At 67.8% G+C, this 26,826-nt stretch carries 24 protein-coding genes and 1 pseudogene; 15 read left to right on the top strand and 10 right to left on the bottom strand.

The annotated features are described in order from the left end of the window. Positions 1-8: 8 nt before the first annotated feature. Positions 9-1,724: a type VII secretion protein EccE gene (gene eccE, locus MVF96_RS16405; protein ID WP_247449706.1), complete on the bottom strand. Its 1,716-nt coding sequence runs from the start codon at positions 1,722-1,724 to the stop codon at positions 9-11. Between the two features lie 185 nt (positions 1,725-1,909). On the opposite strand from eccE, the pseudogene eccB reads away from it, so the two are divergent. Next, positions 1,910-3,444: pseudogene (gene eccB, locus MVF96_RS16400) on the top strand (type VII secretion protein EccB). A gap of 23 nt (positions 3,445-3,467) precedes the next feature. Here eccB and hpxO read toward each other — a convergent pair. Then, positions 3,468-4,625: an FAD-dependent urate hydroxylase HpxO gene (gene hpxO / locus MVF96_RS16395; protein WP_159371171.1), complete on the bottom strand. Its 1,158-nt coding sequence runs from the start codon at positions 4,623-4,625 to the stop codon at positions 3,468-3,470. A gap of 109 nt (positions 4,626-4,734) precedes the next feature. Then, the gene (locus MVF96_RS16390; RefSeq protein ID WP_065632656.1) at positions 4,735-5,361 is read right to left on the bottom strand and encodes a TetR/AcrR family transcriptional regulator; all 627 of its coding nucleotides are present in this window, start codon (positions 5,359-5,361) and stop codon (positions 4,735-4,737) included. 118 nt (positions 5,362-5,479) lie between these two features. On the opposite strand from MVF96_RS16390, the gene MVF96_RS16385 reads away from it, so the two are divergent. The 6 genes from MVF96_RS16385 to nrdF all read left to right on the top strand — a co-directional run bounded on the left by MVF96_RS16385 (position 5,480) and on the right by nrdF (position 11,422). Further along, on the top strand, positions 5,480-6,037 hold the full coding sequence (locus MVF96_RS16385) for an NAD(P)H-dependent oxidoreductase (RefSeq protein WP_078112944.1): 558 nt from the start codon (positions 5,480-5,482) through the stop codon (positions 6,035-6,037). Between the two features lie 421 nt (positions 6,038-6,458). After that, positions 6,459-6,692 carry a redoxin NrdH gene (locus MVF96_RS16380; protein ID WP_004019249.1) on the top strand — a complete coding sequence of 78 codons (234 nt, stop codon included), beginning with the start codon at positions 6,459-6,461 and terminating at the stop codon, positions 6,690-6,692. Positions 6,693-6,880: 188 nt separating this feature from the next. Continuing rightward, entirely contained in the window at positions 6,881-7,345 is a 465-nt protein-coding gene (gene nrdI, locus MVF96_RS16375) for a class Ib ribonucleoside-diphosphate reductase assembly flavoprotein NrdI (protein ID WP_159371170.1), read from the top strand. A gap of 100 nt (positions 7,346-7,445) precedes the next feature. Further along, positions 7,446-9,638, top strand: coding sequence for a class 1b ribonucleoside-diphosphate reductase subunit alpha (nrdE, locus tag MVF96_RS16370; RefSeq protein WP_068970713.1), 2,193 nt, complete (start codon positions 7,446-7,448; stop codon positions 9,636-9,638). A 30-nt stretch (positions 9,639-9,668) separates the two neighbouring features. Then, positions 9,669-10,430 (top strand): NUMOD3 domain-containing DNA-binding protein, encoded by a 762-nt coding sequence (locus MVF96_RS16365; protein WP_226513681.1) that lies wholly within the window; start codon positions 9,669-9,671, stop codon positions 10,428-10,430. A 17-nt stretch (positions 10,431-10,447) separates the two neighbouring features. After that, positions 10,448-11,422 (top strand): class 1b ribonucleoside-diphosphate reductase subunit beta, encoded by a 975-nt coding sequence (gene nrdF / locus MVF96_RS16360; protein WP_065632743.1) that lies wholly within the window; start codon positions 10,448-10,450, stop codon positions 11,420-11,422. A 49-nt stretch (positions 11,423-11,471) separates the two neighbouring features. On the opposite strand, the gene MVF96_RS16355 is transcribed toward nrdF, so the two are convergent. After that, a complete protein-coding gene (locus MVF96_RS16355) occupies positions 11,472-12,281 on the bottom strand; it encodes an SWIM zinc finger family protein (protein WP_247449705.1) in 810 nt (269 codons plus the stop codon). Continuing rightward, complete coding sequence (locus MVF96_RS16350) at positions 12,278-15,280, bottom strand: DEAD/DEAH box helicase (RefSeq protein WP_247449704.1); 3,003 nt, start codon at positions 15,278-15,280, stop codon at positions 12,278-12,280. Before MVF96_RS16350 ends, MVF96_RS16355 begins: the two co-directional genes overlap by 4 nt. Before the next feature lie 154 nt (positions 15,281-15,434). Here MVF96_RS16350 and MVF96_RS16345 point away from each other — a divergent pair, with 154 nt between their 5' ends. Continuing rightward, positions 15,435-15,608 carry a hypothetical protein gene (locus MVF96_RS16345; RefSeq protein WP_091344398.1) on the top strand — a complete coding sequence of 58 codons (174 nt, stop codon included), beginning with the start codon at positions 15,435-15,437 and terminating at the stop codon, positions 15,606-15,608. Positions 15,609-15,627: 19 nt separating this feature from the next. Here the strand turns inward: MVF96_RS16345 and MVF96_RS16340 are convergent, their stop codons facing one another. Both MVF96_RS16340 and MVF96_RS16335 read right to left on the bottom strand, forming a co-directional pair. Continuing rightward, a complete protein-coding gene (locus MVF96_RS16340) occupies positions 15,628-16,116 on the bottom strand; it encodes a beta-class carbonic anhydrase (RefSeq protein ID WP_247449703.1) in 489 nt (162 codons plus the stop codon). A 138-nt stretch (positions 16,117-16,254) separates the two neighbouring features. Next, a complete protein-coding gene (locus tag MVF96_RS16335) occupies positions 16,255-17,304 on the bottom strand; it encodes an ABC transporter substrate-binding protein (protein WP_247449701.1) in 1,050 nt (349 codons plus the stop codon). 291 nt (positions 17,305-17,595) lie between these two features. On the opposite strand from MVF96_RS16335, the gene ctaD reads away from it, so the two are divergent. From ctaD to MVF96_RS16315, 4 genes are read left to right on the top strand one after another with little or no spacing between them, the layout of a single operon-like run. Further along, complete coding sequence (gene ctaD / locus MVF96_RS16330) at positions 17,596-19,380, top strand: aa3-type cytochrome oxidase subunit I (protein ID WP_065632663.1); 1,785 nt, start codon at positions 17,596-17,598, stop codon at positions 19,378-19,380. Positions 19,381-19,384: 4 nt separating this feature from the next. Beyond that, positions 19,385-20,626 (top strand): phosphoserine phosphatase SerB, encoded by a 1,242-nt coding sequence (serB, locus tag MVF96_RS16325; protein ID WP_068970709.1) that lies wholly within the window; start codon positions 19,385-19,387, stop codon positions 20,624-20,626. Positions 20,627-20,640: 14 nt separating this feature from the next. Continuing rightward, entirely contained in the window at positions 20,641-21,417 is a 777-nt protein-coding gene (locus MVF96_RS16320) for a peptidyl-tRNA hydrolase (RefSeq protein WP_247449700.1), read from the top strand. After that, positions 21,414-21,863, top strand: coding sequence for a cupin domain-containing protein (locus tag MVF96_RS16315; protein WP_137809019.1), 450 nt, complete (start codon positions 21,414-21,416; stop codon positions 21,861-21,863). Before MVF96_RS16320 ends, MVF96_RS16315 begins: the two co-directional genes overlap by 4 nt. A gap of 21 nt (positions 21,864-21,884) precedes the next feature. Here MVF96_RS16315 and MVF96_RS16310 read toward each other — a convergent pair whose 3' ends face one another. Continuing rightward, positions 21,885-22,886 (bottom strand): LLM class flavin-dependent oxidoreductase, encoded by a 1,002-nt coding sequence (locus MVF96_RS16310; protein WP_058252200.1) that lies wholly within the window; start codon positions 22,884-22,886, stop codon positions 21,885-21,887. Positions 22,887-22,985: 99 nt separating this feature from the next. Here MVF96_RS16310 and MVF96_RS16305 point away from each other — a divergent pair, with 99 nt between their 5' ends. Together MVF96_RS16305 and MVF96_RS16300 are read left to right on the top strand one after the other, a co-directional pair. After that, positions 22,986-23,822 (top strand): ABC transporter ATP-binding protein, encoded by an 837-nt coding sequence (locus MVF96_RS16305; protein WP_065632666.1) that lies wholly within the window; start codon positions 22,986-22,988, stop codon positions 23,820-23,822. Continuing rightward, positions 23,823-24,650, top strand: coding sequence for an NUDIX hydrolase (locus tag MVF96_RS16300; protein ID WP_247449698.1), 828 nt, complete (start codon positions 23,823-23,825; stop codon positions 24,648-24,650). It begins immediately after the preceding gene. 12 nt (positions 24,651-24,662) lie between these two features. Here the strand turns inward: MVF96_RS16300 and MVF96_RS16295 are convergent, their stop codons facing one another. Beyond that, complete coding sequence (locus MVF96_RS16295; RefSeq protein WP_247449697.1) at positions 24,663-25,262, bottom strand: maleylpyruvate isomerase family mycothiol-dependent enzyme; 600 nt, start codon at positions 25,260-25,262, stop codon at positions 24,663-24,665. 101 nt (positions 25,263-25,363) lie between these two features. Here MVF96_RS16295 and MVF96_RS16290 point away from each other — a divergent pair, with 101 nt between their 5' ends. Beyond that, the gene (locus MVF96_RS16290) at positions 25,364-25,768 is read left to right on the top strand and encodes a MarR family winged helix-turn-helix transcriptional regulator (protein ID WP_065632745.1); all 405 of its coding nucleotides are present in this window, start codon (positions 25,364-25,366) and stop codon (positions 25,766-25,768) included. On the opposite strand, the gene ligD is transcribed toward MVF96_RS16290, so the two are convergent. Continuing rightward, positions 25,749-26,729 carry a non-homologous end-joining DNA ligase gene (gene ligD / locus MVF96_RS16285; protein ID WP_159371163.1) on the bottom strand — a complete coding sequence of 327 codons (981 nt, stop codon included), beginning with the start codon at positions 26,727-26,729 and terminating at the stop codon, positions 25,749-25,751. The genes MVF96_RS16290 and ligD overlap by 20 nt on opposite strands. Between the last annotated feature and the right edge of the window lie 97 nt (positions 26,730-26,826).

Below are 26,826 nucleotides of genomic sequence, written 5' to 3'. Positions count from 1 at the left end.
TCAGTCCGTCAGCGTCGAACCGGAGTAGCCGCAGCGGTGCCCGCGGGTTCGGGGTAGCCGCCGATCAGGTTCCATTCGTCGGGGGTCGCGACCATGGTGACCAGGATCGGCCGCCCGCCGGTGTCGAGTGCGATGTCCTGTGGCGTGCGCGGATTCTGACGCAGCGCGACGGTGGCGCCGTCGGCGGGTTCGTCGAGGCCCGGTGCGACGACGATCATCCGCGTGGTGTCGGGCTGTGGGGAAGGTGGCGCCACACCGTCGACGATGACCAGGCCCGGACCGGGGCGCGCCGGGGTGCGGTCGCCCGAGAGTGACAGCGCGCTCGGATCGCCCACGGCGGTGACCACCGGGGTCCACCGGTGCGGGCGGTCGGTGTGCACGCGCACCGCGGCACCGACCGCCACTGCGCGGAGAGCGATCTGGGCCACGACGTGAATGCCCGCGGCGACCGAGACCGTGGAGATACCGGGTCCGACGAGCCGGGTGGCGACCGCGCGGCCGGCGTGATCGGCGCCGATGAGCTGGCCGCAACCGCCTGCCGGGATACGCGCCGAGGCGAGGAACGCCTCCGCCTCCGAACCCGTGAGTGCGGGTACGGCCCGGTCGAGCCGGGTCGGCGTCGAGATGGGGAGACTCGCTGCGAGAGCGTCGAACTGGCGGCCGTCGAGGGGGATCAGACCCGCGGGCCATCCACCGAGTGCGCGCCTCGCGGCGGGGAACTCGTTGACGCGGACGATCCCGGACACCTCGACCGTCGTGCGATCGCCGCGACGCCTGCCCTCGGTGACTCGTGGGCACAACTTCACGGTGACGGTCGTCGAGACCGCGGAGTTGACCCAGACGCCGCGCAGCACGTCGGTCAGGGCGGCCGGTTCGACGGCGGCGCTGCGCATCCGCAGACCGGCGACGCCGACCGAGTCGCGTTCCTCGGCGAGCGAGTCGAGGCTCGCGCCCTCGGTGAGCTGCGCCGTGATGGCGGTGATCTGTGCCGCCGACAGGATGGTCGTCGACAAGCCGTGTTCGGCGAGCCTCTTGGCGACGCGGCGGGTGGTCACCGTCGCGGTGCGCAGTGCACCGGTCGCGCCGCCCCCGCGGCGGGCGACGGCGTCGGCGCAGTCGAGGGGATTGAGCCGGAGGACGACCAGCACCGACCGTTGGGCCGTCGCCGACAGCGGGCCCAGGGTGCGGTCGTAGGTGTCCGGCGCGATGCCCGAACCCCACACGCGCACACCGTGACTGATGACCTCGATGGAGCTGAGCCGGATGTCGTAGGGACTGATGCACTCGGCCAGGACGCCGAGGGGCACCACCTGGCCCGATTCGTCGCCGAGTTCGCTGTGGCCCGGGGTCAGGTAGGTGACGGCCGGGCTGCCCGGGTCCACCCGGACGACGGTGACCAGGGTGTCGCCGACCCACCTCGCGCCGATGGTCGTCGGAGCCGATGTCCGCCGTGCGGTGGCGTGGGTGCTGGGGGCGGGCAGCGGTATGTCGAACGGGGCCGGGGCGAGATCGCCGTGGTCGCGGCGCATCCGCGACCAGGAGAACGACAGATTCGCCACGATTCGACCGAACACCGACGGCCGGCCGCCGACCCGCACCAGACCTGCGGAGACGACCGCGGCCACGCCGAGTGCGGTCGCTCCCCAGACGCTGCCGGACACCACCCAGACGACGAGTCCGAGCGCCAGCACCGCCTCGATCACGACGAGTGTGGGCAGTGCCATCCCACGCCTGTTCCGCTCCACGGTTGCGACCCCCTCGATCACCGCTGCCGACTGCCGCGTGCCGTCCACCGAGAGTGTGCACAAGCGGTGGAGCCCCACACGTCAGGGGCATGTTTGTCGGCTAGGCTACTACCGCGCGGCAGGGGGTATGCCGCAGGAGATCACAACCCGCTCGCCGCCGGAGAATGTCCGACGCCGCGGCCCGGGTGCGGACAGGGGGAGCCGTGGCACGTCAGCTGACGACCAAAGCCCAGGTCAACGGCTACCGTTTCCTGATCAAGAGGCTCGAGCACGCGCTGGTACGACGCGACGTCCGGATGTTGCACGATCCCATGCGTTCACAGTTGCAGGCGCTCGTGGTCGGGACCGTCCTCGGCTTGCTGGTCCTCGGCGGGTGCGGAATCTGGGGCCTGATCCGGCCGCAGGGGTCCGTCGGCGACGCCACGATCATCGTCAGCAAGAACAGCGGCAGCACCTACGTCCTGATCGAGGACACCCTGCATCCCGTCCTCAACCTGGCCTCGGCACGGCTGGTGACGGGTAGCTCGGAGTCGCCGACCTCGGTCGGGGACAACAAGCTCAAGCCGTACCCGCGCGGACCCCTGTTGGGCATCCCGGGTGCGCCGGCGGCACTGCCGAAGTCGTCGCACGCGGACTCCTCCACCTGGACGGTCTGCGATTCGTCGACCGTGTCGGAGGCGCCGGTCGAGTCGATCGAGCAGACCGTCATCGCCGAGACGCCGCGTCTGGGTGACGCGATCGGGACGGCGAACCCCGCCGACGCCGTGCTCGTCGACGGCGGGGACCAGACCTTCCTGGTGTATCAGCTGTTCCGGGACGGTGTCTGGAGTCCGGTCCGTGCCGCTGTCGACACCGAGAGCGCGCCCGTCATGCGGGCTCTCGGTCTCGAGGGGGCCACGCCCCGGCAGATGTCCACCGGCCTGCTCAACACCTTCCCACTGGTCGATCCGCTTGCCGTGCCGGAGATCTCGGGCGCCGGCCGGCCCGGGGCAGTCGACGGCGCGAGCGTCGGCAGTGTCGTCAAGTCGGTCGGTGTCGACGACACGACGTCCTATCACCTGGTCCTGCGCGACGGGGTGCAGGAGATCAGCGCCCCGACCGCCGAACTCATGCGGCTGGCCGACTCCGACGCAGCGCCGGTGACGACCGTCGCCCCGGGGCAGCTCGCCGCGCTGAGAACCGTGGAGTCGGAACCCGTCTCGGACTTTCCCGAAGTCGCGCCGACGCTGCTGGACGTGAGCGGCGATCCGACGCTGTGCCGCACCTGGACCCGCGGGACGGGGAGCCCCGCGCACAGACGACGTTGCTCGCGGGGCGCGAACTGCCGCTCGCGTCGGACGCGGTGCCGGTCCGGCTGACGTCGTCCGATGGTGCCGGACCGAACCTCGACGCGGTCTACATGCCGCCGGGCTCGGGTGAGTATCTGCAGGTGACCGGCAACGAGGCGGACAGCTCGCGTACCGAATCGCTGTTCTATGTCAACGATTCGGGTGTGCGGTTCGGCGTACCGGACTTCGAGACCGGCGGCATCCTCGGGCTCGGGGATTCACCGTCCCGCGCGCCGTGGTCGGTGGTGTCGCTGCTGGCGCCCGGGCCGACCCTCTCGCGCGAGAACGCCCTCGTCGCGCACGACGGCCTGGAGACCGCACGACTCGACGCCGGCGCGGAGCACACCGAAGGACCCTCGACCGGCGGATGATCGACGGCGCTCCCGCCGCGGCCCTACGTGAGCGGGCCGCCGACGATGTTGCCGACGATCCCGCGGATGACGTTGGTGCCGTCCTCGGATCGCAGTTCCTCGTACCAGGCCGCGGTCGCCTCCGGGTCCTTGCCGTGCGTGACGTCGCAGCGCTTGCGTGCGCGGAGCACGAGGTCGGCGGCCCGTTCGGTGCGTGACGCCTCATAGGTCGTGAGGGCCGCGTGCAGGTCGTCGGGGTGATCACGGAAGGCGAACTGCAGGGCGATCGCATCTTCCATCGCCGAACAACCACCCTGCCCGATGTCGGGGGTGGTGTTGTGTGCGGCGTCGCCGAGTAGTGCTACATGTCCCCGGACCCAGGTGTGGAACGGATCGATGTCGAGGATCTCGACGCGGTTGGTGGTCGCGGGATCCAGTGTCTCGATGAGCTTCTGGACGCCGGGCGCCCATCCGGCGAACTCCTCGGCGAGCACCTCGCGTGCGGTTCCACGTTCGAACGGAACCCCTTCGGGCATGGTCACGTCGAAGAAGAAGTAGAACCGGTTGCCCGCCACCGGCATCACCGATACCCGACGCGAATCGCCCACGTAGGTGGTCCATTCGGTGGCCGGTCCGATGTCCTCGTCGATCGGGACGAGTCCGTTGAAGTTCACGTACCCCGCGTAACGACGCTCGACCGCGTGACCGAGCACATGGTCGCGGGCAAGCGATCTCGCACCGTCGGCGGCGATGACGACATCACCCTGGGCAGTGGTGCCGTCGGCGAATTCGACAGTGGCGCCGTCCGGACCGTCGTGGACGGCGACCATCTTCTTGCCGAACCGGATCTCGTCGTGGCCGAAGGCGTTCATGAGCATGAGCTGGAGTTCGGCGCGTGCGATCGGGTAAGGACGTTGCCCGACCTCGTCGATGAGCGGTGCCATGCTGAAGCGACACATCGTCTCTCCGGTGAATGCGTCGATGTAGCTCATCGAATCGACGATGCCGCCCAGCGCGGCGGTCTCGGCTTCGAGGCCGAGGTGGTTCAGGCACTTGACCCCGTTGGACCACACCGAGATCGCCGCGCCGACGGGGCGGTTCTCGGTGACCTGCTCGTATATCTCGACCTCGTGCCCGAGCTGTCGCAACGCGATGCCCGCCGAGGTCCCGCCCATACCGGCGCCGATGATCACAGCTTTCACAGGAACCCAGGCTAGGTGTCCGCGAGCCGCGGCGCGCGGCGAGTACGCCGGACACCTCGCCGCCTGACCGCCGCCGCGAGGACGTCGTGACCGGGATGGACCCGACGGGTCAGGACCGGTCGTGTCCGGTGACGAGCGCGGTGACCATGTCCTGCCACTGATGGGTGATCGTCTCGAGGTCGAGCCCGACGTCCACCAACAGGTAGCGGACCGAACTCGCCGAGAGCGGCGCCTGGACAGTGAGGGCCAGGAAATCCAGGGCGCCGTCGAAACCCAACTGGCGCAACAGGATCTGCACATGCTGGGTGGACGTTCGGGCCACCGGGTGACTCATGAAGTCCTCGGCGCCGGCGCCGGCCTCCAGCAGGATGTCGAGGTGGTCGGCGGTGAGCTTGAGGCGAGCGCGACCGTAGGCGAGGAGTCGGTCGAGCGGGGGAGCGCCGGGACCCAGCGGCTCCGGACCGGACAGATACGCCTGCTGGATCTCGGACTCGCTGTGGTCGAGGAGAGCGAGCATGAGCCCGGTCCGGCTGCCGAAGCGCCGGAACACTGTGCCCTTGCCCACACCCGCTTCGCGGGCAACCGCCTCCATCGTCACCGCGGCCGCACCGTGGTGATCGATGAGGTTCTTGGCGGCAGCCAGCAACAGACGCCGGTTACGTGCGGCGTCGGCACGTTCGGTCCCCGAAGAATTGAGAGAGATGTGGAGAGGGGAGTGGTCGGGCCCGTTTGGCACGTGATGAGCGTAACCCTTGACCAGATGCGGAATGAATCGGACCCTGGTCCGGTTAGAGCATGTCGTAGACAAGGTCGCGTGGACTTCCACGGACTCCTGTGCCATCGAGAGGAATCACATGTCGGAACGAGTCGTCGAACTGGTCGCGCTGGTCGGAAGCCTGCGTACGGCCTCGGTCAACCGCCAGCTCGCCCACCTGGCCGCGGACAATGCGCCGTCGGGAGTCTCCATCACGGTCGTCGACAATCTCGGCTCGCTGCCGTTCTACAGCGAGGACATCGACATCGAGGAGCAGCTCGACCCAGCCGTGGCGAACCTGCGCCAGGTCGTCGGCGCCGCCGACGGCGTGCTGATCGCGACCCCCGAGTACAACGGCACCATCCCCGCCGCACTCAAGAACGCCATCGACTGGTTGTCTCGGCCCTACGGCACCGGCGCGCTCACGGGCAAGCCCGTCGCGGTGCTGAGCGCGGCCCTCGGCCAGTACGGCGGCGCGTGGACCCGTGAGGACACCCGTAAGTCGGTCGGCATCGCCGGCGGTCGCGCGATCGCGGAAGCCGACCTCGGTCTGCAGCTCGCGGCACTGCCCGAGGCCGGCCTGGATTCTCCGGAGGTCGTCGAGAAGGTCGTCGCGTCCGTCACCCGGCTCGTCGACGAGGTCGCTGTCAGCGCCTGACCCCACACCGACGTCCCGACGCCGCGCCCGGCCCTTGCCCGGCGCGGCGTCGTCGTGTCCGGGGGTGCCGGCGTCGGGCCGCGAGTGCGACCGGGGGCGGATGTGGATGGTCGGTGGACATGTTGTGGACCGCCTCGGGACAGCCTGTGAACGACACGCCGGACACGCGGAGGACACGCGGGGGATTTGTGATCGTGCACCGCTCCGACCTGCATGTCTTCCATCAATGTTATTCACAAGCCCTTGTGGTGACCAGAAATGTCAGCCACTAGGTGTAGTGTTTGAGCTACCAGTCAGGCAGACGACGAGAAGCAGTTCGACTCCTCGGAGAAAGCCACCACGATGGTGATCCAGGTCACCATCTTCACGCTGGGAAACCGCACGTCACTGGCGATTCCTACGACCCGAGGAGTACCTCCGAATGTCTATCACCGTCTACACGAAGCCGGCCTGCGTCCAGTGCAATGCCACCTACAAGGCCCTCGACAAGCAGGGTCTGTCCTATGAGATCGTCGACATCAGCGAAGATGCCGAGGCGCGTGACTACGTGATGGCGCTCGGCTACCTGCAGGCACCCGTCGTGGTCGCCGGCGACGCGCACTGGTCGGGCTTCCGTCCCGACCGCATCAAGGCACTCGCCACCGCCGCTGCCTGATCTGCCGTCACCATCACGGTGACATCGCCCGCCCGACCGGCGGTGCAGAGGCGATCCGACGGGGAAGCCGGATCACATCGCATCGCGAGGTCATCGAGGAAATGGTCACGCCGCTCACGGCGTTGACACCGACAGTGCCGGGCCGGACACGGCCGGCGAGATCACGAGAACTACCGGCTGGAGGAGACATGGCGGCAGAATCGCCGTTGATCGTGTATTTCTCCTCCGTCTCGGAGAACACCCACCGGTTCGTCGAGAAACTGGACATGCGCGCCGTGCGCATCCCGGTCCTCGATCGGACCGGTGTTTTCCGTGTCGACGAGCCGTATGTCCTGGTCTGCCCGACCTACGGCGGGGGCAAGGCGACGGGGCAACCCGGCGGCTACGTTCCCAAGCAGGTCATCCGCTTCCTCAACGACGAACACAATCGATCATCGATCAGAGGGGTGATCGCGGCGGGTAACACGAACTTCGGCGAGGAGTTCTGTTATGCCGGCGACGTCATCGCACGCAAATGCGGCGTTCCCTATCTCTACCGATTCGAATTGATGGGCACCTCCGACGATGTCGACCGCGTCCGCGCGGGACTCGCCGAGTTCGCCCAGAGTCCGGCGTTCGCGGCGAGTGTGTCGCTCAGCGCCTCGCCTGCCTGACCTGCGGATTCCGCTCGATCAGGCTTTGTCGTACCCCTCCCATACTCTGGCCGCACCGGCCCTCGGTAACAGCCACCACTACCCGCAGGAGTCATCTGTCGTGTCGCCCACCGCCGCCGTCTCGGACACCACTTCAGCCAGCAAGTCGGGTGTGCACCCCGGGCCCTCGGGACACGACCCGGGCGAGCTCGACTACCACGCTCTCAATGCGATGCTCAACCTGTACGACGCCGACGGCAAGATCCAGTTCGACAAGGATCGCGAAGCCGCGAACCAGTACTTCCTGCAGCACGTCAACCAGAACACGGTCTTCTTCCACGATCTCGACGAGAAGCTCGACTACCTCGTCGAGGAGAACTACTACGAGCCCGAGGTCCTCGCGAAGTACGACCGCGAGTTCGTCAAGAGCCTCTTCGGGCACGCCTACAGCAAGAAGTTCCGTTTCCCGACCTTCCTCGGGGCGTTCAAGTACTACACGAGCTACACGCTCAAGACGTTCGACGGCAAGCGGTACCTGGAGCGTTTCGAGGATCGCGTGTGCATGGTGGCGCTGACCCTGGCCGACGGCGACACGGTCCTCGCGCGCAACCTCACCGACGAGATCATCGACGGCCGGTTCCAGCCGGCGACGCCGACCTTCCTCAATTCCGGCAAGAAGCAGCGCGGCGAACCCGTCTCGTGCTTCCTGCTGCGTATCGAGGACAACATGGAGTCGATCGGCCGGTCGATCAACTCGGCCTTGCAGCTCTCCAAGCGCGGCGGCGGAGTTGCCTTGTTGCTCAGCAACATCCGCGAGCACGGTGCGCCGATCAAGAAGATCGAGAACCAGAGTTCGGGTGTCATCCCGATCATGAAGCTGCTCGAGGACTCCTTCTCCTACGCCAACCAGCTCGGTGCCCGGCAGGGCGCGGGCGCGGTGTACCTGCACGCGCACCACCCCGACATCTACCGCTTCCTCGACACCAAGCGCGAGAACGCGGACGAGAAGATCCGTATCAAGACCCTGTCGCTCGGTGTGGTCATCCCGGACATCACGTTCGAGCTGGCCAAGGCCAACGACGACATGTACCTGTTCAGTCCGTACGACGTCGAACGTGTCTACGGCGTACCGTTCGCCGACGTCAACGTGACGGACAAGTACCACGAGATGGTCGAGGACCGTCGCATCCGCAAGACCAAGATCAAGGCGCGCGAGTTCTTCCAGACCCTCGCCGAGCTGCAGTTCGAGTCGGGATACCCGTACATCATGTTCGAGGACACGGTGAACCGGGCCAACCCGATCGACGGCAAGATCACGCATTCCAACCTGTGCTCGGAGATCCTGCAGGTGTCGACGCCGTCGACCTTCAACGACGACCTGTCGTATGCCGAAGTGGGCAAGGACATCTCGTGCAACCTGGGTTCGCTGAACATCGCCAAGACGATGGATTCGCCCGACATCGGCCAGACCATCGAGACCGCGATCCGCGGCCTCACCGCGGTGAGCGACCAGACCACGATCACGTCGGTGCCCTCGATCGAGCACGGCAACAACCAGTCTCACGCCATCGGCCTGGGGCAGATGAACCTGCACGGATACCTGGCGCGTGAGCGGGTCTTCTACGGCAGCGAAGAAGGCATCGACTTCACGAACATCTACTTCTACACGGTGCTCTATCACGCGCTGCGCGCGTCGAACCGGATCGCCGCCGAGCGCGGCCGGGCGTTCACCGGCTTCGAGAAGTCGAAGTACGCGAGCGGTGAGTTCTTCGACAAGTACACCGAGAAGGTGTGGGAACCGGCGACCCAGAAGGTGCGAGACCTGTTCGGGCAGGCCGGGATCGCCATCCCGACCCAGGACGACTGGCGTGAGCTGAAGGCCGCCGTCCAGCGTGACGGCATCTACAACCAGAACCTGCAGGCCGTCCCGCCGACCGGTTCGATCAGCTACATCAATCACTCGACCAGTTCGATCCACCCGGTCGCCGCCAAGATCGAGATCCGCAAGGAAGGCAAGATCGGCCGCGTCTACTACCCGGCGCCGTACATGACGAACGACAACCTGGAGTACTACCAGGACGCGTACGAGATCGGGTACGAGAAGATCATCGACACCTACGCCGCGGCCACGCAGCATGTCGACCAGGGCCTCAGCCTGACGCTCTTCTTCAAGGACACCGCCACCACGCGCGACGTCAACAAGGCGCAGATCTACGCATGGCGCAAGGGCATCAAGACGCTCTACTACATCCGCCTGCGCCAGATCGCGCTCGAGGGGACCGAGGTGGAAAATTGCGTCAGCTGCATGTTGTGACCTGTTGAGTGTGAACCGTTGCGTACGAACATGGTTCCGGCCACAGGCGGCGTGATCTACGGGGTTCGGTTGCGGGCCGCGTATGACTATCGCTACATCGGGCTCACCACAAAAACTGGGCAGCAGCGGCTGCGGCAACACTTCAAAGTCGCGGCGGCCGGAAGAAAGACACCGTTCTATGACTGGCTCCGATTGCAAGATCGCGACAACGTTTTGGCGGACGAGTTGCAGTTCGTCGAAGGACTCAACGAGTTGGGGGAGGCCGAGATCGCTTGGATCGCCTACCTCAAGCGCGACGGCCAACCGCTGCTGAACCTGGCAGAGGGCGGATTGGGTCCTACCGGGGTGGTTTGGACCGGGGAGATGCGAGAAGCGGCTCGGGTTCGTTCCACTGGACGGAAGGGGCTGAGCCGGTTTGCGGATGACAATCCGTTCTATGGTCTCAAGCACTCCGACGAACAGCGTGAGAAGTGGTCGGTCCAGCGCAGAGGCTCTATCACCGGAGAAGCAAATCCGAACTTCGGGAAGTTCGGACCTGCTCACCCCAGCTACGGGCGCGTCATGTCGGAGGAAGCTCGCGCTCGACTGTCGGAGCAACGAAAAGGCGAGGGAAATCCGAACTTCGGGCGGCGCGCGAGCGAGGAGACACGCCGCAAGATGTCCGACGCTCAGAGGGGGCGTCCAAAGCCCTCGAGCAAACGGAATGCCCACACCAGGCACCACACGAACAAAGGCGTGTTCAAGAGCACGTGTCAGTACTGCATCGACGATGTAGCCAAACCCGATGAGTGAAGAAAGCGACATCTGCCATGTCTGAGAAGCTCAAGCTGGTCAGCCGGGTCTCGGCGATCAACTGGAACCGCGTGCCCGACGAGAAGGATGCCGAGGTGTGGGATCGCCTCACCGGCAACTTCTGGTTGCCCGAGAAGGTGCCGGTGTCCAACGACATCCCGTCGTGGGGCACGCTCACCGAATACGAGAAGCAGCTCACCATGCGGGTGTTCACCGGTCTCACCCTGCTCGACACCATCCAGGGCACGGTCGGCGCGGTGTCGCTGATCCCGGACGCCACCACTCCGCACGAGGAGGCGGTGCTCACCAACATCGCCTTCATGGAGTCGGTGCACGCCAAGAGCTACAGCTCGATCTTCTCGACACTGTGCTCCACCAAGGAGATCGACGAGGCGTTCCGCTGGTCGGAGGAGAACGAGCAGCTGCAGCGCAAGGCGCAGATCGTCATGGACTACTACCGTGGCGACGACCCGCTGAAGCGCAAGGTCGCCTCGACGCTGCTCGAGTCGTTCCTGTTCTACTCCGGCTTCTACCTGCCGATGTACTGGTCGAGCCGCGCGAAGCTCACCAACACCGCCGACCTGATCCGCCTCATCATCCGCGACGAAGCGGTGCACGGGTACTACATCGGCTACAAGTATCAGCGCGGACTCGAGGTCGAGACCCCGGAGCGTCGTCAGGAGCTCAAGGACTACACCTTCGAGTTGCTGTTCGAGCTCTACGACAACGAGAGTGACTACACCGAGGCTCTGTACGACGAGGTCGGGCTGAGCGAGGACGTCAAGAAGTTCCTGCGCTACAACGCGAACAAGGCCCTGATGAATCTGGGCTACGAGGCGATGTTCCCGCGCGACGAGACCGACGTGAACCCGGCGATCCTGTCGGCACTGTCGCCCAACGCCGACGAGAACCACGACTTCTTCTCCGGGTCGGGCAGTTCCTACGTCATCGGCAAGGCCGTCAACACCGAGGACGAGGACTGGGACTTCTAGTCCCACCGAGGATTTCGTAGCGTCAATGCGTGCTATATGCGCATTGGCGCTACGAACCGCCGGCGGTGAGACGGTCGTAGAGGTCGCCGAGCTCGTCGATCGCCTCGGCGATGTCGGCGGGCGCGACGCCGGTGGCGCGCAACGCCGCCCGTAGTTCGCCGCCGTCGAGCGCGGTCAGCGGGTTCATCCGCGACGGCGACGGCAGCGGAGGCAACGTCGAGGCGGTGCCGTAGTAGTCGTCGACTTGCAACGACTCCGCGGACTGGGCGTCGTCCGCGGTCCGTGATACCGGTGGGCGAGAATCGATCTCGGCCAGCAGCGCTCGCAGGTCGGTGCCCATCACGGTCAGCAGGGTCAACGGGGTGCGGTCGATCTCGGCGGCCACCTCGTAGCAGGTGACGAGAGCATGGATGCACCGCGGCGCCTCGTCGGGGCACGTGCAGTCGGTCTCGACGTCGGCGGATTCCGTGGGCACCAGCAGCTCACCCAGCGCCGGCGGCTGTTCGCCGCGGGTGAGCAGCATGAGTTCATCGACAGCGTTGCGCTCGCGGAGAAGGTTCGCAAGTGTCGGTGTGTCGACGGTGCGGGTGGTCAGGATGACGTCGAACGGCTCGAGCTGGGTGCCCTCCACCGAGGCGGTCACCCGGCCGGCGTCGATCCGCAGGCCGCGCAGATGCCGATCGCGGAAATACCTGCGCGCCTTGGTGATACGACGGCTGTCGGCGACCGATTCGCCGTCGGCGCCGCGGCCCTCGACGACATCGACGAAGGCGCGTGACCACGAGGTGAGGCCATAGCCGCGGACCGCGATCGTGCCACGCTCACCGCGTCGTTGCGTGCCCTTCTTGCGCACCGTCATTCGCTGACCGCCTCGTCGCGCAGCCGGAAGAGTTCGAAGAGCTCGTCGTCGGCGAGGTCGGACACCCAGTTCTCGCCGGCCTCGACCGTCAGCCGGGACAGCTCACGTTTCTTGGCGATCATGTCGTCGATGCGCTCCTCGATGGTGCCGACACAGACGAACCGATGCACCGACACCTTCTGGTCCTGGCCGATCCGGTAGGCGCGGTCGGTCGCCTGGTCCTCGACAGCCGGGTTCCACCACCGATCGACATGGATGACGTTGTTGGCCGCGGTCAGGTTGAGCCCGGTGCCGCCGGCCTTCAGCGTCGCCAGCAGGACCGGCGGCCCGTCGTCGGACTGGAAATCGGCGACGAGGCGGTCGCGCTCGGTGCGGCCCAGACCGCCGTGCAGAAGCGGGATCTCACTGCCGAACTCCGCGGACAACCACGACGACAGCATGTCACCGAAGGCGGCGAACTGGGTGAAGACCAATGCGCGGTCGCCCTCCTCGGCGACGGTGGAGACGATGTCGGCCAGCAATTCGACCTTGCCGGAGCGGTGTTCGCCGTCGCGGACGAGGTCGGTGCCATCGGCGAGATAATGCGCGGGGTGATTGCACACCTGCTTGAGGCGGGTCAGTGCGGCCAGCACGTTGCGGCGTCGTAGTGTGCGCTGCTGCTTGTCGCGCAGTGCCGCCATCAGTTCGTCGATCACCGCGCGGTACAGCGCCGCCTGCTCGACGGTGAGGTTGGCCCGGACGGCGAAGTCCGCCTTCTCCGGGAGGTCGGCGGCGATCGCCGGATCGGTCTTCTCGCGGCGCAGGATGAACGGCCGGGTGATCGCCGACAACCGTCGGAGGGCGGCCGGGTCACGATCCCGTTCGATCGGTTCGGCGTAGCGTGCGCGGAACACCGACGCGGACCCGAGCAGGCCGGGGTTGACCAGGTCGATGACGGCGCGGAGATCCTCCAGGCGGTTCTCAACCGGGGTGCCGGTGAGGGCGAGTCGGTGGTCGGCGGGGACCGTCCGAACCGCCTTGGCCGCAATGGTGTTCACGTTCTTGAGGTGCTGGGCCTCGTCGACCACGATCCGATGCCAGGGTCGTGAGGACAGCAACTCGTGGTCGCGCGCCGCGATCGCGAAGGTGGTGACCACGATGTCGACGGACTCGCGGATGCCAGCGAACGCCGCCCCGGACTCGCGGGACGGCCCGTGGTGGATCGCCACACGGAGCGCGGGCGCGAACCGGGCGAACTCCCGCGCCCAGTTGCCCACCAGAGACATTGGGCAGACGACGAGCGTCGGCTTCCGACGATCATCGGCAGGCGACGCGGACGGACCGCTGCGTTCGTGGCATTCCAGAGCGATGACCTGCAGGGTCTTGCCCAGGCCCATGTCGTCGGCCAGCACGCCGCCCACACCGAGAGTCGCCAGATGGGCGAGCCAGTCCAGGCCGCGCTGCTGGTAGGGACGCAGGGTGGCGGTCAACCCCGTCGGTGGCGCGACGGATTCGGGACGAAGGACGCCGGTGTCGGCGACGTCGTCGAGCCAGGAGAGGCCTTCGACCCGTGACACCGGTACGGGTAGACGGTCCGACTCGCCGGTGACGAGGTTGAACAGCTCGCCGAAGTCGCTCGGCGGTTCGGCCGCGGCCAGCGCGCGCTGGGTGGCGACGAACGTGGCTGCCCGGGTCAGCGCGGCGCCCTCGGCGCGCATCCACACCCCGCGCACGCGGACGAGATCGCCCTTCTGGCCGGACAATTCGTCGAGGTCGGCATCGGTGAGCGTGATCGCGTCGGGTGTGTCGCCGAGGGCGAGACGCCACTCGAATTCCCGGATCTCCCGCAGGCCGACCATGGCTGCCGGTGCCCCGCCGCCGGGCGGGGCGAGCGCGCGCAGCGTCAGGCTCGGACGGACCTCGGCGATCGTCCGCGGCAACAGAACCGGTATGCCGACGGCCCCGAGCGCCGCCGCGCCCGTGGCGAAGAGTTCCTCCGCGATCGCGGTCGGCAGCAGGAAGTCGAGGGAGCCCCGATCGGGGTCGGCGCGGCCCAGTTCGGGGAATTCACGGACTGCCGTGGCCAATTCGGTCGTCAGTTCGTCGAGTTCGTGGGCGTCGAGGCGGTGCGGTGCGACGGGTTCGACTTGTCCATCGATGCTCCGACGACAGACCTGCAGTCGCCACCGCGAGGTCTCGGCCACTTCGGCGCGGCTCGGCGGGTCGACCGTGTCGTCGTCCCATGCGTCGGCCCACTGAGCGTCGGCGAGGTCGTCGTACTCGGGTTCGTGCAGCCGGAAGATGAGCGAACGATCGTCGCGCGGAGCGCCGGCGTTCCACCGCGACCAGCCACCCGCGGCGGCGGCGAGACGTTCCGGTGAGCTGGGCGGGCGGGGATCGGCGTCGGGGAGCAGTGCCCGCACGATGGGTGACGCGGGCCGTGGTTCGCCGAGGCGGACGGCGGAACGCGCGATGGCGGAACGGCATTCGTGGTCGACGAGTTCGGCGAGGAAGTCGTCCAGGGCGGGTGCGGACCCGTTGTGCAGCAGCGCATCCGGCGCGCTTCCCACGACGACGGCATGCCAGCTGCGCCACGTCGGCGTCGCGACGACGACCCAGCGCACCATCCACTCGCCGGCCACCTGCTGGACCGACGGCGCCACGGTGCCCGACCGCACGAAGGCCCGCACACCGTCGAGGAGATATCGATACCAGCGGACATCGCCGGTCACCGCGATGGATCGCGACGCGTCGAGGAGCGTGATCGCCGACGTCATGCCCAACGTCGCGGCGCGGACGAAACGTCGGTGGCCGTCGGCGTCGACGACGGGGATCTCGCTGCGGAAGCGACGGCCGTCGAGTAGGTCGCGAAGTGGCGCGGCGAGATCGGACGGGTCCCCGTCGACCCACACCGCCAGGCCGACGCCCGGTCGCCACAGGGCGTGCAGGGGCTCGGCGGGGCTGGGCTTCGGGGCAGAGTCGGTGGCAGGCTGCCCGCTGGACGGCGCATCATGTGGCATGGAGGATCGTCGGCCAGTTTAGCGACGGGCTCCGACACCAGTCGTCGACGGCGGACGGTGCGCGAGACCACCCGACAATGGTTTGCCCGTTCGGGGAGCCGGGTATCGACGATCGTCGCCCGGCAGACCGGCCGGAAGATCGTAGGAGGTACCGATGGGACAGTCCGAGAGCTCCGCGACCTCGGGGGACAGGGATACCGGCAAGGGTCCGGACACCGAAGTCGAGAAGGATCCGCCCGGCCCGCAGGACCACGGACGCGAGGGCGGGATGGCCACCCGCGAGAACGCCCCCGAAGCGGTCCAGCGCTCCGAGGGCGGCGACTCGTAGGAAGGTCGGGTAACCCGGGTCAGGACACCTCGCGCAGGAGCCCGCTCGCGACGTCGAAGACGAACCCGCGCAACGACGTGGTCTTGGTGACGAACGGGCTGTTCTGGATCCGGGTGATCGATTGGCGGACGTCCTCGTCGAGATCGGCGAACGCCTCCGCCGACCACGCGGGCTTCTGCCCGATCTCGTCCTGGATCTGGCGCTTGAAGTCGTCGTCGGTGAACGTCAGCATGCCGCAGTCGGTGTGGTGGATGAGGATGATCTCGGTGGTGCCGAGCAGTCGCTGACTGATGGCCAGGGAGCGGATCTCGTCGTCTGTGACCACCCCGCCGGCGTTGCGGATCACATGGGCCTCGCCCTCGTTCAATCCGAGGATGCGGTAGACGTCGAGCCGGGCGTCCATACAGGCCACCACCGCGACGTGCTTGGCCGGCGGCAGGGGCAACGGCCCGGTGAAGGTCTTGGCGTATTCGGCGTTGTTCGCGAGGTATTCGTCGGTGACACTCATGCGCCGATCCTGATGTGTCGACGTCGCCCCGGCGAGGGTTTGGATGTCGGTGATCGGAAGTGACCGAAACGGCTACGCAGATGTAGCGCTTCGTTGCGCCTGGGGCAACGATGTGCGACACCTGCCTATCGGAGACCGTCAGGAGTTGCCGTCGAGTGATCCCTTGACGTCGTTGAGGACCAGCCAGGCGGCGGCAAGTCCCGAGGACTCGTACCAGACGTCGTCGTCGACGGCGAGCACACGTTTCCACACGGGTGCGCCGAGGCCGAGCCACTCGTCGCTGAGCAGGACCTCTTCCCCGTGGGCGAGGCCCTCCTCGCCCTCGAAGCTCACATAGATGAGGTCGGCGTCGGCGTCGCGGAGGTCGTCGTCGGTGAGGGCGAAGGAGTCGGGCACGCGCTGCGGGCCGGGCCGCTGGACGCCGATGTCCCCGAGCACCTGGCCGGCGAAGGTGTTCATCCCGGCGATGGTCTCGGAGTCGTCGCCGAAGCGCACCAGCGACACCTGGGTGTGCGAGGCGTCCATCCGCCGGCCGGTCTTGGTGGCCTCGGTCGTGTACTCGGCGAGGCGTGTCCGACCCGACCCGCTGCGGTTCACGGCGTCGGCGACGGCTTGGAACTGCTCTTGCCAGGTGCCGTCGGTCGGGACGGTGACGGTGCGGACACCGGGGAACGCGCGGGCGGAGTCCGCGGTGTCGGCGGTGGTGAGGACGAGTCCGGCGTCGGCGTCGGCGACCGCCGCGGCGTCGGGCATCGGTCCGATGGCCGGGACCGAGGTCAGCTGGGGACCGAGATACTCGGGCACGGAACCGGGCTCGGCAGCCACCGCGACGACCTCGGGGCCGAGCCCGAGGGCGCACAGCGCGTCGAGAACAGCGGGGTCGGTCACGACGATGCGTTCGACGTCGGCCTCATCCGGATCCGGCGCGGTGGGGGCGAGGCAGGTCTTCGCGTAATCACGGTCGGCCGAGACGATGTTCACCTCCGCCACCCGTGTCGTCACGGTGGAGATGGGGGAGCCGTCCGGAGTCGTCAGCGGCTCCTCGCCCGAACAGGCGGCCAGCGCGACCACGGTCAACCCGATCGTGGTCGCCAGGCCAATGCGTCGGACGAGTGAGCACCGGGTCTCGCCGGTGGCTGCCTCGACACTTCTGGCGGCCTCGTTCGCGACCGTGACCCTCCGTTGCACCCGCCCAACCTAGCACCGGTCCCGAGGCACCCGGAGTAGGCTCGGATGCGCACTCCCGGGCGCCGGACGCCGGTGATCGGAGGGGTGCTCCGAGAGCCTGGCGCGTCGTCGAAGAAACCGCCGATGAGCACTGCCGATCCGGTGGCTCCGACATCGAATACGACAGATCGTAGGACCCGCTCGGCCCGGGCACCGGTGAGGGTTTAGGATCAGTAACCAGCGCTCGGTTTGTTCATGTGCCGACCGACGGCCGAAGGGGTTCGGCGTCGGGTTCGGGCAAGAGGAGGATCTGTGACCGCGGTAGACCAACCCACCACGCAAGTGGCTCCAGTGCGTCCGTTCCCGGAGCGCTATCAGCCCAAGGGTTCGTTCATCTACAAGCTGCTGACGACGACCGATCACAAGTTGATCGGCATGATGTACATCACCGCCTGCTTCGCGTTCTTCCTCATCGGCGGCCTCATGGCCCTGCTGATGCGTGGCGAGCTCGCGATGCCGGGCATGCAGTTCCTGTCCACCGAGCAGTTCAACCAGCTCTTCACGATGCACGGCACCGTGATGCTGCTGATGTACGCGACGCCGATCGTGATCGGCTTCGCCAACTTCGTGTTGCCGCTGCAGATCGGTTCGCCCGACGTCGCCTTCCCGCGACTCAACGCACTCGGCTTCTGGCTGTTCGTCTTCGGTTCGACCATCGCCGTCGCCGGCTTCATCACGCCCGGTGGCGCCGCCGACTTCGGCTGGACCGCGTACACGCCGCTGACCGACGCCGTGCACAGCCCCGGCATCGGCGCCGACCTGTGGATCATGGGTCTGGCCGTCTCGGGTCTCGGCACCATCCTCGGTGGCGTCAACATGGTCACCACCGTGATCTGTCTCCGCGCACCCGGCATGACGATGTTCCGCATGCCGATCTTCACCTGGAACATCCTGGTGACCAGCGTGCTGATCCTCCTCATCTTCCCGCTGCTGACCGCGGCGCTGATGGGTCTCGAGGTCGACCGCCAGTTCGGTGCCCACATCTACGACCCGGCCAACGGCGGCGTCATCCTGTGGCAGCACCTGTTCTGGTTCTTCGGACATCCCGAGGTGTACGTCATCGCCCTGCCGTTCTTCGGCATCGTGTCCGAGGTCTTCCCGGTCTTCTCGCGGAAGCCGATCTTCGGCTACTCCGGTCTGATCTACGCCACGCTCGCCATCGCCGCCCTGTCGGCCGCGGTGTGGGCCCACCACATGTACGTCACCGGCGCCGTGCTGCTCCCGTTCTTCGCCTTCATGACGTTCCTGATCGCGGTGCCCACCGGCGTGAAGTTCTTCAACTGGATCGGCACGATGTGGCGCGGTCACATCACGTTCGAATCCCCCATGCTGTTCTCGGTCGGCTTCATCGTGACGTTCCTCTTCGGTGGTCTGACCGGTGTGCTGCTCGCGAGCCCGCCGCTGGACTTCCACCTGTCCGACAGCTACTTCGTCGTCGCGCACTTCCACTACGTGCTCTTCGGCACCATCGTGTTCGCCACCTACGCCGGCATCTACTTCTGGTTCCCGAAGATGACCGGGCGCATGCTCGACGAGCGACTCGGCAAGATCCACTTCTGGCTGACGTTCATCGGCTTCCACATGACCTTCCTGGTGCAGCACTGGCTGGGCAACGAGGGCATGCCGCGTCGCTACGCCGACTACCTCCCGTCGGACGGCTTCACGACGCTGAACATGATCTCGACCGTGGGCGCGTTCATCCTCGGCCTGTCGACCCTGCCGTTCCTGTGGAACGTCTTCCGCAGCTACCGCTACGGCGAGGTCGTGACCGTCGACGACCCGTGGGGCTTCGGCAACTCGCTCGAGTGGGCCACCTCCTGCCCGCCGCCGCGCCACAACTTCACCGAGCTGCCCCGCATCCGGTCGGAGCGCCCGGCGTTCGAGCTGCACTACCCGCACATGATCGACCGCATGCGTGCCGAGGCACACGTCGGACCGGGCCACGCCGCGGGCAAGGACCGTCAGATGGAAGAGGCTCGTCGCGAGCCGTTCACCGTGGGAACGCACGAGGGATCCCCGGATCCCGACCCGCGCTGACCCGGTGAGCAAGGACTCGACAGCCAGTTCCGGTACGACCGTCCTGGTCACTGTCACCGGTCCCGACCGGCCAGGTGTCACCTCTGTTCTCATGGGTGCCCTGGCCGGTCAGGCCGTTGCACTGCTCGACGTCGAGCAGGTGGTCATCCGCGGACAGCTGACCCTCGGCGTGCTGGTGTCCTCCACCGGCGACCCCGAGGCGCTGCAGGAAGTCGTCGAACAGGCGATGGCGTCCATCGGTTTCGACGTCCGGGTGGAGATCGGGGTCGATCCCGGTAGCCGCTCGCCGTCCTCGCATGCCGTCGTGATCCTCGGCAGCCCGGTCACCGCCACCGCGTTCAGCGCCGTCGCGGCGAAACTGGCGAGCCAGGGCGGCAACATCGACTCGATCCGCGGAATCGCCGACTACCCGCTCACCGGCCTCGAACTCATGGTCAGCGTTGCCGGCCGGGGTGGTGTCGCCGCCGACGCCGCCCTCCGCAAAGGCCTCGCCGAGGTTGCTGCGAAGCATTCGGTCGACATCGCCGTGGAGCGCGGCGGACTCGCTCGGCGCGCCAAGCGCCTGATCGTCTTCGACGTCGACTCGACCCTCATCCAGGGCGAGGTGATCGAGATGCTCGCCGCGCACGCGGGCCGCGAAGCCGAGGTCGCCGCGGTGACCGAGGCGGCGATGCGAGGTGAACTCGATTTCGCGCAGTCCCTTCACGAACGCGTCAAGGCCCTGGCCGGACTCGACGCGAGTGTTCTCGACGATGTCGCCAAGTCACTCGAACTGACCCCCGGTGCTCGGACGACGATCCGTACGCTGCACCGCCTCGGATTCCACTGCGGTCTCGTGTCCGGCGGTTTCCGTCAGGTCATCGACGGACTCGCGCACGAACTCGAACTCGACTTCGTCCGGGCCAACACCCTGGAGATCGTCGACGGGAAACTGACCGGCCGGGTCGTCGGCGAGGTCGTCGACCGGATGGGCAAGGCGCACGCGCTGCGGTCGTTCGCCGATCAGGTCGGGGTGCCGATGGAGCAGACGATCGCGGTGGGCGACGGCGCCAACGACATCGACATGCTCAGCGTCGCCGGGCTGGGAATCGCCTTCAACGCGAAGCCGGCGCTGCGCGAGGTCGCCGACGCCACGCTGAATCACCCGTTTCTCGACGGGGTCCTGTTCATCCTGGGCGTCTCCCGCGACGAGATCGAGGCGGCCGACGCCGCCGACGGCGTCTATCGCCGGGTACCCCTGGGCTGACCTCGCACCGCTCCATGGGATCCGAGCGCACGGTCTCTCCGCAGGTCGATCCGGAAGCGATCGTTGCCGATCATCGGCGGCTGGTCGCCTACGTCGGAGGCGGTGACGACCCGTCTGACCCCGCCGACGTCCTGGCGATGGCGATGGTGCTCCGCATCGAGAAGAACGATCCGCCCGACCGCACCGAACTGCTGACCGCGGCGGCGCGAGCGGTGGCGTTACTGTGCCTCGACGAACGAAGTGCGGGCGACGGTCCGTGGTCGGCGGCGATGGACGCCTGGTGCGACGCACGAATCCGGAAGATCGCCCGGCGCGCGCGTGGCGCGCAATGGGCTGCCGCGCAGGAGGTCTGGGGTGTGACCGCGACCGAGGGCGGGGCGTCGGCACGGGCGTTCGTGCCCGGCCGCGTCGGTGACCTCGACCGGCGTGTGGCGAAGCTGCAGATCGGTGGGACCGAGGTCGAGGGAGAGCTGCCCGAGCAGCCGCCGGTCTCGGGCGTCGTGCTGTGGACCAATCCCGACCTGCCGATGACTGTCGGCAAACTGGCCGCGCAGGTCGGTCACGCGTCGATGCTGGCGGCCAAGCTCCTCGCCGCGGACGACGCGATCGAGTGGCGTCGGGACGACTGCCCGCTCGCGGTCCGTCAGGCCACGCCCGGGCGGTGGCGAGAACTGCTCTCCGCCGATGCCGCCGGGAGGGCGGTGGCCGTTCGAGACGCCGGGTTCACCGAGATCGCGCCCGGTTCGGTGACCGTCATCGCCGAGGTCATCCGGGCCCAGGAGGACACGTGAGCGCTGCGGTACCGCCGGAATGGGTGAAAGCTCTTGATCTGCAACCCCATCCGGAAGGCGGCTGGTTCCGGGAGACGTGGCGGAGCGACGTCGTCGTGCCGTCGGCGTCGCTTGCCGACGGCTATACCGGCGACCGTGCCGCCGGCACGGCGATCTACTTCGTCCTCATGCCGGGCGACGAGTCGGCGTGGCACACGGTACGCGGCGCCGAACTGTGGCTGCACCATCGAGGAGCGCCGGTCGAACTCGATCTCGGCGGGGACGCCGATGTCCCCGGTGACCCGACGACAGTTCTCGTCGGACCCGACATCGAGGCCGGTCACCGACCCCAGGCGCTCGTGCCGCCGGGCGTGTGGCAGCGTGCACGGCCCGCCGGGGACGAGCCGTCACTAGTCAGCTGTATCGTCGTGCCCGGGTTCGACTTCGAGGACTTCCGGCTGGCCTGACGGTCTGCCCTCGGATCTCGGTCAGCCGGCGGCGACCGGTGAGTTCACCGGCGCGAGGTGGCCGAAGGTGCCCAGCCACACGTCACGATCGGGCGCCAGCGACGCGACGATCAGCTCGTCTGCGTCGGCGTGCCCGGCGAACCACGAGAGGTAGTCGCGCACCTCGCCCGGCGTCCCGACACCCGAGTACGTCAGCATCTCGTCGATCTGGCGTCCCTGCGGCATCGAGAGGATGGCGTCGGCTTCCTCGTCGGTGAAGGTCCGGCCGCGGCCGTAGAGCAGCGACACGCGTTGACGTTTCGCGATCTGCAGCTGCGCCTGCGCACGGTCGGCGTCCTCGTCGGCGATCGCTCCGACACCCGCGATGACGTAGGGCTCGGCGAGGACCTCCGACGGCCGGAACTCGCGGCGGTACAACGCCACGGCCTCGGTGAGCGCCTGCGGCGCGAAGTGGGAGGCGAAGGCGTACGGAAGTCCGAGGGCCGCGGCGAGCTGCGCGCCGAACAGCGACGAGCCGAGGATGTAGAGCGGCACGTGGGTGCCCGCGCCCGGGGTCGCGCGAACGCCTTCGACACGCGACTCGTCGCCGAGGAAGGCCTGCAGCTCCAGGACGTCGTGCGGGAACCGCTCCGCGGAGGCGTGGGTGCGGCGCAGGGCCGCGAAGGTCTGCTGATCGCTGCCGGGCGCGCGCCCGAGCCCGAGGTCGATGCGCCCGGGATGGAGTTCGGCGAGTGTGCCGAACTGCTCGGCGATGGTCAGCGGGGAATGGTTCGGCAGCATCACGCCGCCGGCGCCGAGACGGATGGTCGAGGTGTGCGCGGCGATGTGTGCGATGAGCACCGCCGGTGCCGACGACGCGATGGCCGACATGTTGTGGTGCTCGGCGTACCAGATCCGGCGGTAGCCCCACTTCTCCGCGTTCTGTGCGAGATCGACACTGGCGGACAGGCTTTGCGCGGCAGTCTCGTCACGACCGATCTGCGCGAGATCCAGGATCGACAAGGGGAGGTTCGAAGGGGTCACGACGATGTTCAATGCGGCCGACGCCCCGGACTATTCCCGCCGTCCGGTCTGCCGTGAGTCGAACGGGTCGACCATTCCCTCGTGGTGCAGGATGGGGGAGTGACCGAATCCGATCCCGACCTCCTGATCGATTTTCGCGACGTCGCCGTCGTCCGGGGCGGCAAGACTCTCGTCGGCCCGCTGTCGTGGCAGGTGGAACTGGACGAACGCTGGGTGATCATCGGACCCAACGGCGCGGGAAAGACGACACTGATCCGACTGGCCGGGGCGGAGATCCACCCGACGTCGGGCACCGCCTTCGTGCTCAACGAGAAGCTCGGCCGGGTCGAGATCCGCGAGCTGTCGACCCGGATCGGGGTCTCGAGCCCGTCGCTGGTCGATCGAGTGCCGCCGGAGGAGATCGTCAGCGACGTCGTCATCTCGGCGGGATATGCGGTCCTGGGGCGGTGGCGCGAGAGCTACGACGCCGTGGACCGTGCGCAGGCCGTCGAATCGCTGGAATCGATGGGTGCCGAGCACCTCGCGGACCGTCGCTTCGGCACGCTGTCCGAGGGCGAGCGCAAGCGTGTCGTGATCTCGCGCGCGCTGATGACCGACCCCGAACTGCTCTTGCTCGACGAACCGGCCGCCGGGCTCGACCTGGGTGGCCGCGAAGAACTCGTCGATCGTCTCGCCCGCCTCGCCGCCGACCCCGACGCGCCGGCCATCGTGCTGATCACCCACCACGTCGAGGAGATCCCCGAAGGTTTCACACATGCGATGATCCTGTCCGAGGGTGGCGTGGTGGCCCAGGGGCTGCTCGAGGAGGTACTCACGAGTGAGAACCTCACCGCCGCCTTCCGCCAGCAGATCGTTCTGGACAAGGTCGACGGCCGGTACTTCGCGCGGCGCCGGCGCCGTGCGGGTGGCCACCGTCGAGCAGCAGGAGGTAACTGAATGACGTCGACACAGCAGCAGGGCCCGGACATCGTGTCCGCACCGTTGCGGGATGCCGCGACCGTCGTGCTCGTCCGCGACGCTGCCGACGGCATCGAGGTCTTCCTGCAACGCCGCGTCAAGCAGATGGCCTTCGCGGGGGGAATGACGGTGTTCCCGGGCGGCGGCGTCGACAAGCGGGACGCCGACGCCGACCTGGCGTGGACGGGTCCCGAGGCCACCTGGTGGGCCGGGCAATTCGGCAGCGACGCCGAGATCGCCCAGGCCCTGGTGTGCGCGGCCGTCCGCGAGACGTTCGAAGAGTGCGGCGTCCTGCTCGCGACCGATGCCGACGGCGCCTTCGCCGAACCGGAGGGACTGGCCGAGGATCGGCAACGCCTCGTCGAGAAGTCGTTGTCGTTCGCGCAGTTCCTCACCGCGCGCGGACTGACGCTGCGTGCCGATCTGCTGCGTCCGCTCGCGCACTGGATCACCCCGGTGAACGAGAAGCGACGCTACGACACCCGGTTCTTCCTGGCCGCGATGCCCGACGGACAGCATGCCGACGCCGAGACCACCGAAGCCGAGGTCGCCCGGTGGGTGAACGCCCGCGTCGCGATCGATTCCTGGGCCGCGGGCCAGCACTTCCTCATGCCGCCCACGTGGTCGCAGCTCAACTACGTCTCGCAGTTCTCGACCATCGACGAACTGCTCGACGCCGAGCGTGTCATCGAACCGATCCTGCCGAACGTGACAGCCGGCGCCGGGCTGGCCGGCCTCGGTTTCCCGGGCTCCGACGAGTACTTCCGGACTCTCGGCGATCAGCAGCCGCCCGAGATCACGCTCTGACCGGACGCGCTGTCAGGTTGAGGGCGCCAGAGCCCCGGCGGCGTTCGTCCGTCCGCCGAACAGCATGACGATGTCGCGGATCGGCGCCTCGACGACCTCGCCCGTCCCGGCCGCGAAGTCGCAGTCGGTGGCCACGTAGCGTCGTCCCTCGTTTCGGCGACGTGCGTGGAACGGGAAACCCGTCGACCACAGGTAGTCGGCGCACGCCGTCGCGGCGTCGGTCGGCATCGGCCGGTCGAGTCCGAGCGGGACGGCGATGTCCTGCCCGTGCAGGAGCGAATCCAGTAGCGGCGCCATGGGAGTCGTCCCGATCGGATGCCGACGCGAACCGACCATGGCGCGCAACTTCGAGGCGGCCTGATCCGCCGTGGTGTCGTCGCGCAGCGCGAGTTCGCGGATCATCGTGTTGAACCGGAAGCCGTATCGGCACGCGGCGATCATCGCTCGTGCCGGTGAGGTGTGGGAGTGGGTGAGGTGGACCGCGACGTCGCGCACCGTCCACGCGTCGCACAGCGACGGGGTGGCGAGTTGCTCGGGCGTGAGGGTCTCGATCAGCGCGGCGAGTTCGAGTCGTTGCTCGTCGATGCGCTGCCAGATGAGGTCGGTGTCCATCGGTCGCTCCCGCCGCACAGATAGTCAGGTTCCCTGACTGATATTAGTCAGGTTTTCGTACTAAAGTCAACGACGTGTCCGACCCGGAGATCGCCGTTCTGATGTTCATCGCCCATCGCGCGACCGAGCGCCGAGTGTTGGCACGGATCGCCGAGGAAGGGGCCGACGACATCACTCCGGCGCAGTCCCGGGTGCTACAGCGGCTGGCACCCGAACCCATGCGGCTGACCGATCTCGCCGAGCAGGCGGGTGTCACCAAGCAGACCGCGGGCGGCATCGTCGACCAGCTCGAGGCGGCGGGCTACCTGACCCGGGTGCCGGACCCGTCCGACCGTCGCGCCCGGCTGGTGACGCTGAGTGAGCGGGGCGTTCACCTGTGCGAGGTCGCCGCGCGAGAGGTCGAGGCGCAGCAGCAGGAGTGGCGCGAGCATCTCGGCGACGCCCAGTTCGCCGCCCTGGAAAGGGCATTGCGGTCGTTACGCGACGTCACCGATCCATATCGATGATCTCGGCGTCCTCGTCGGTGCCGATGTCGTCGCGGTCGGCCCAGTCGATGAGGGTGTCGAGTCGGTGCGCGACGTCGTCGATCTCCGCGTGCAGGTCTCCGAGTTCGGCGAACCGGGCCGGCACGGTGGCGATGGTGAAATCGTCGGGTTCGATGTCGTCGATCTCGGCCCAGGTGATCGGCGTCGACACGGTGGCCCGCTCGTTGCCACGCACGGAGTAGGCCGACGCCATGGTGTGGTCGCGGGTGTTCTGGTTGTAGTCGACGAAGACCGCCGCCGGGTCGCGGTCCTTGCGCCACCAGGTCGTCGTCACGTCGTCGGGCGCCCGACGTTCGACCTCCCGGGCGAACGCGAGAGCCGCACGCCGGACCTGCGGGAAGCCCCACTCCGGCGCGATGCGGACGTAGATGTGCAGCCCGCGACCGCCCGAGGTCTTGGGGAACCCGCGCATACCCAGTTCGTCGAGCACTTCTTCGACGACGTGCGCCACGCGCCGGATCCGGGGGAACGTGCAGTCGGGCATCGGGTCGAGGTCGATACGCCACTCGTCGGGCGACTCGGGGTCGTCGCGTCGTGAGTTCCAGGGGTGGAACTCGACGGTCGACATCTGCACCGCCCAGATCACCGATGCCAGTTCGGTGACGCACAGTTCGTCGGCGGTGCGGCCGTACCGCGGGAAGTAGATCTCGGTGGTCTCCAGCCAGTCCGGCGCACCGGCGGGGATGCGCTTCTGGTGGACCTTGTTGCCGCTGACGCCCTTGGGGAACCGGTGCAGCATGCACGGACGGTCGCGCAGCGCACGGACGATCCCGTCGCCGACGGACAGGTAGTACTCGGCGAGATCGCGCTTGGTCTCACCGCGCTCGGGAAAGTAGACGCGGTCGGGACTCGACAGCCGGACGGTGCGGTCGCCGACCTCGAGCTCGATGGGATCACCTGCGGAACCCGACGTTTTCGCCATGACCGCCACTGTATGGCTCCGATGCCGGTGGGCGGCGGACTCCGGGCCGCGTCGTGCGTGCCGGGTCGTCGGCCTGGGTCGTCGGGCTGGGGCATCG

The organism is Gordonia hongkongensis (assembly GCF_023078355.1).
GTDB classification, from domain to species: Bacteria; Actinomycetota; Actinomycetes; order Mycobacteriales; family Mycobacteriaceae; genus Gordonia; species Gordonia hongkongensis.
Note: the sequence above shows the minus strand (reverse complement) of the source record. Positions and strands in the feature narration are given on the sequence as shown.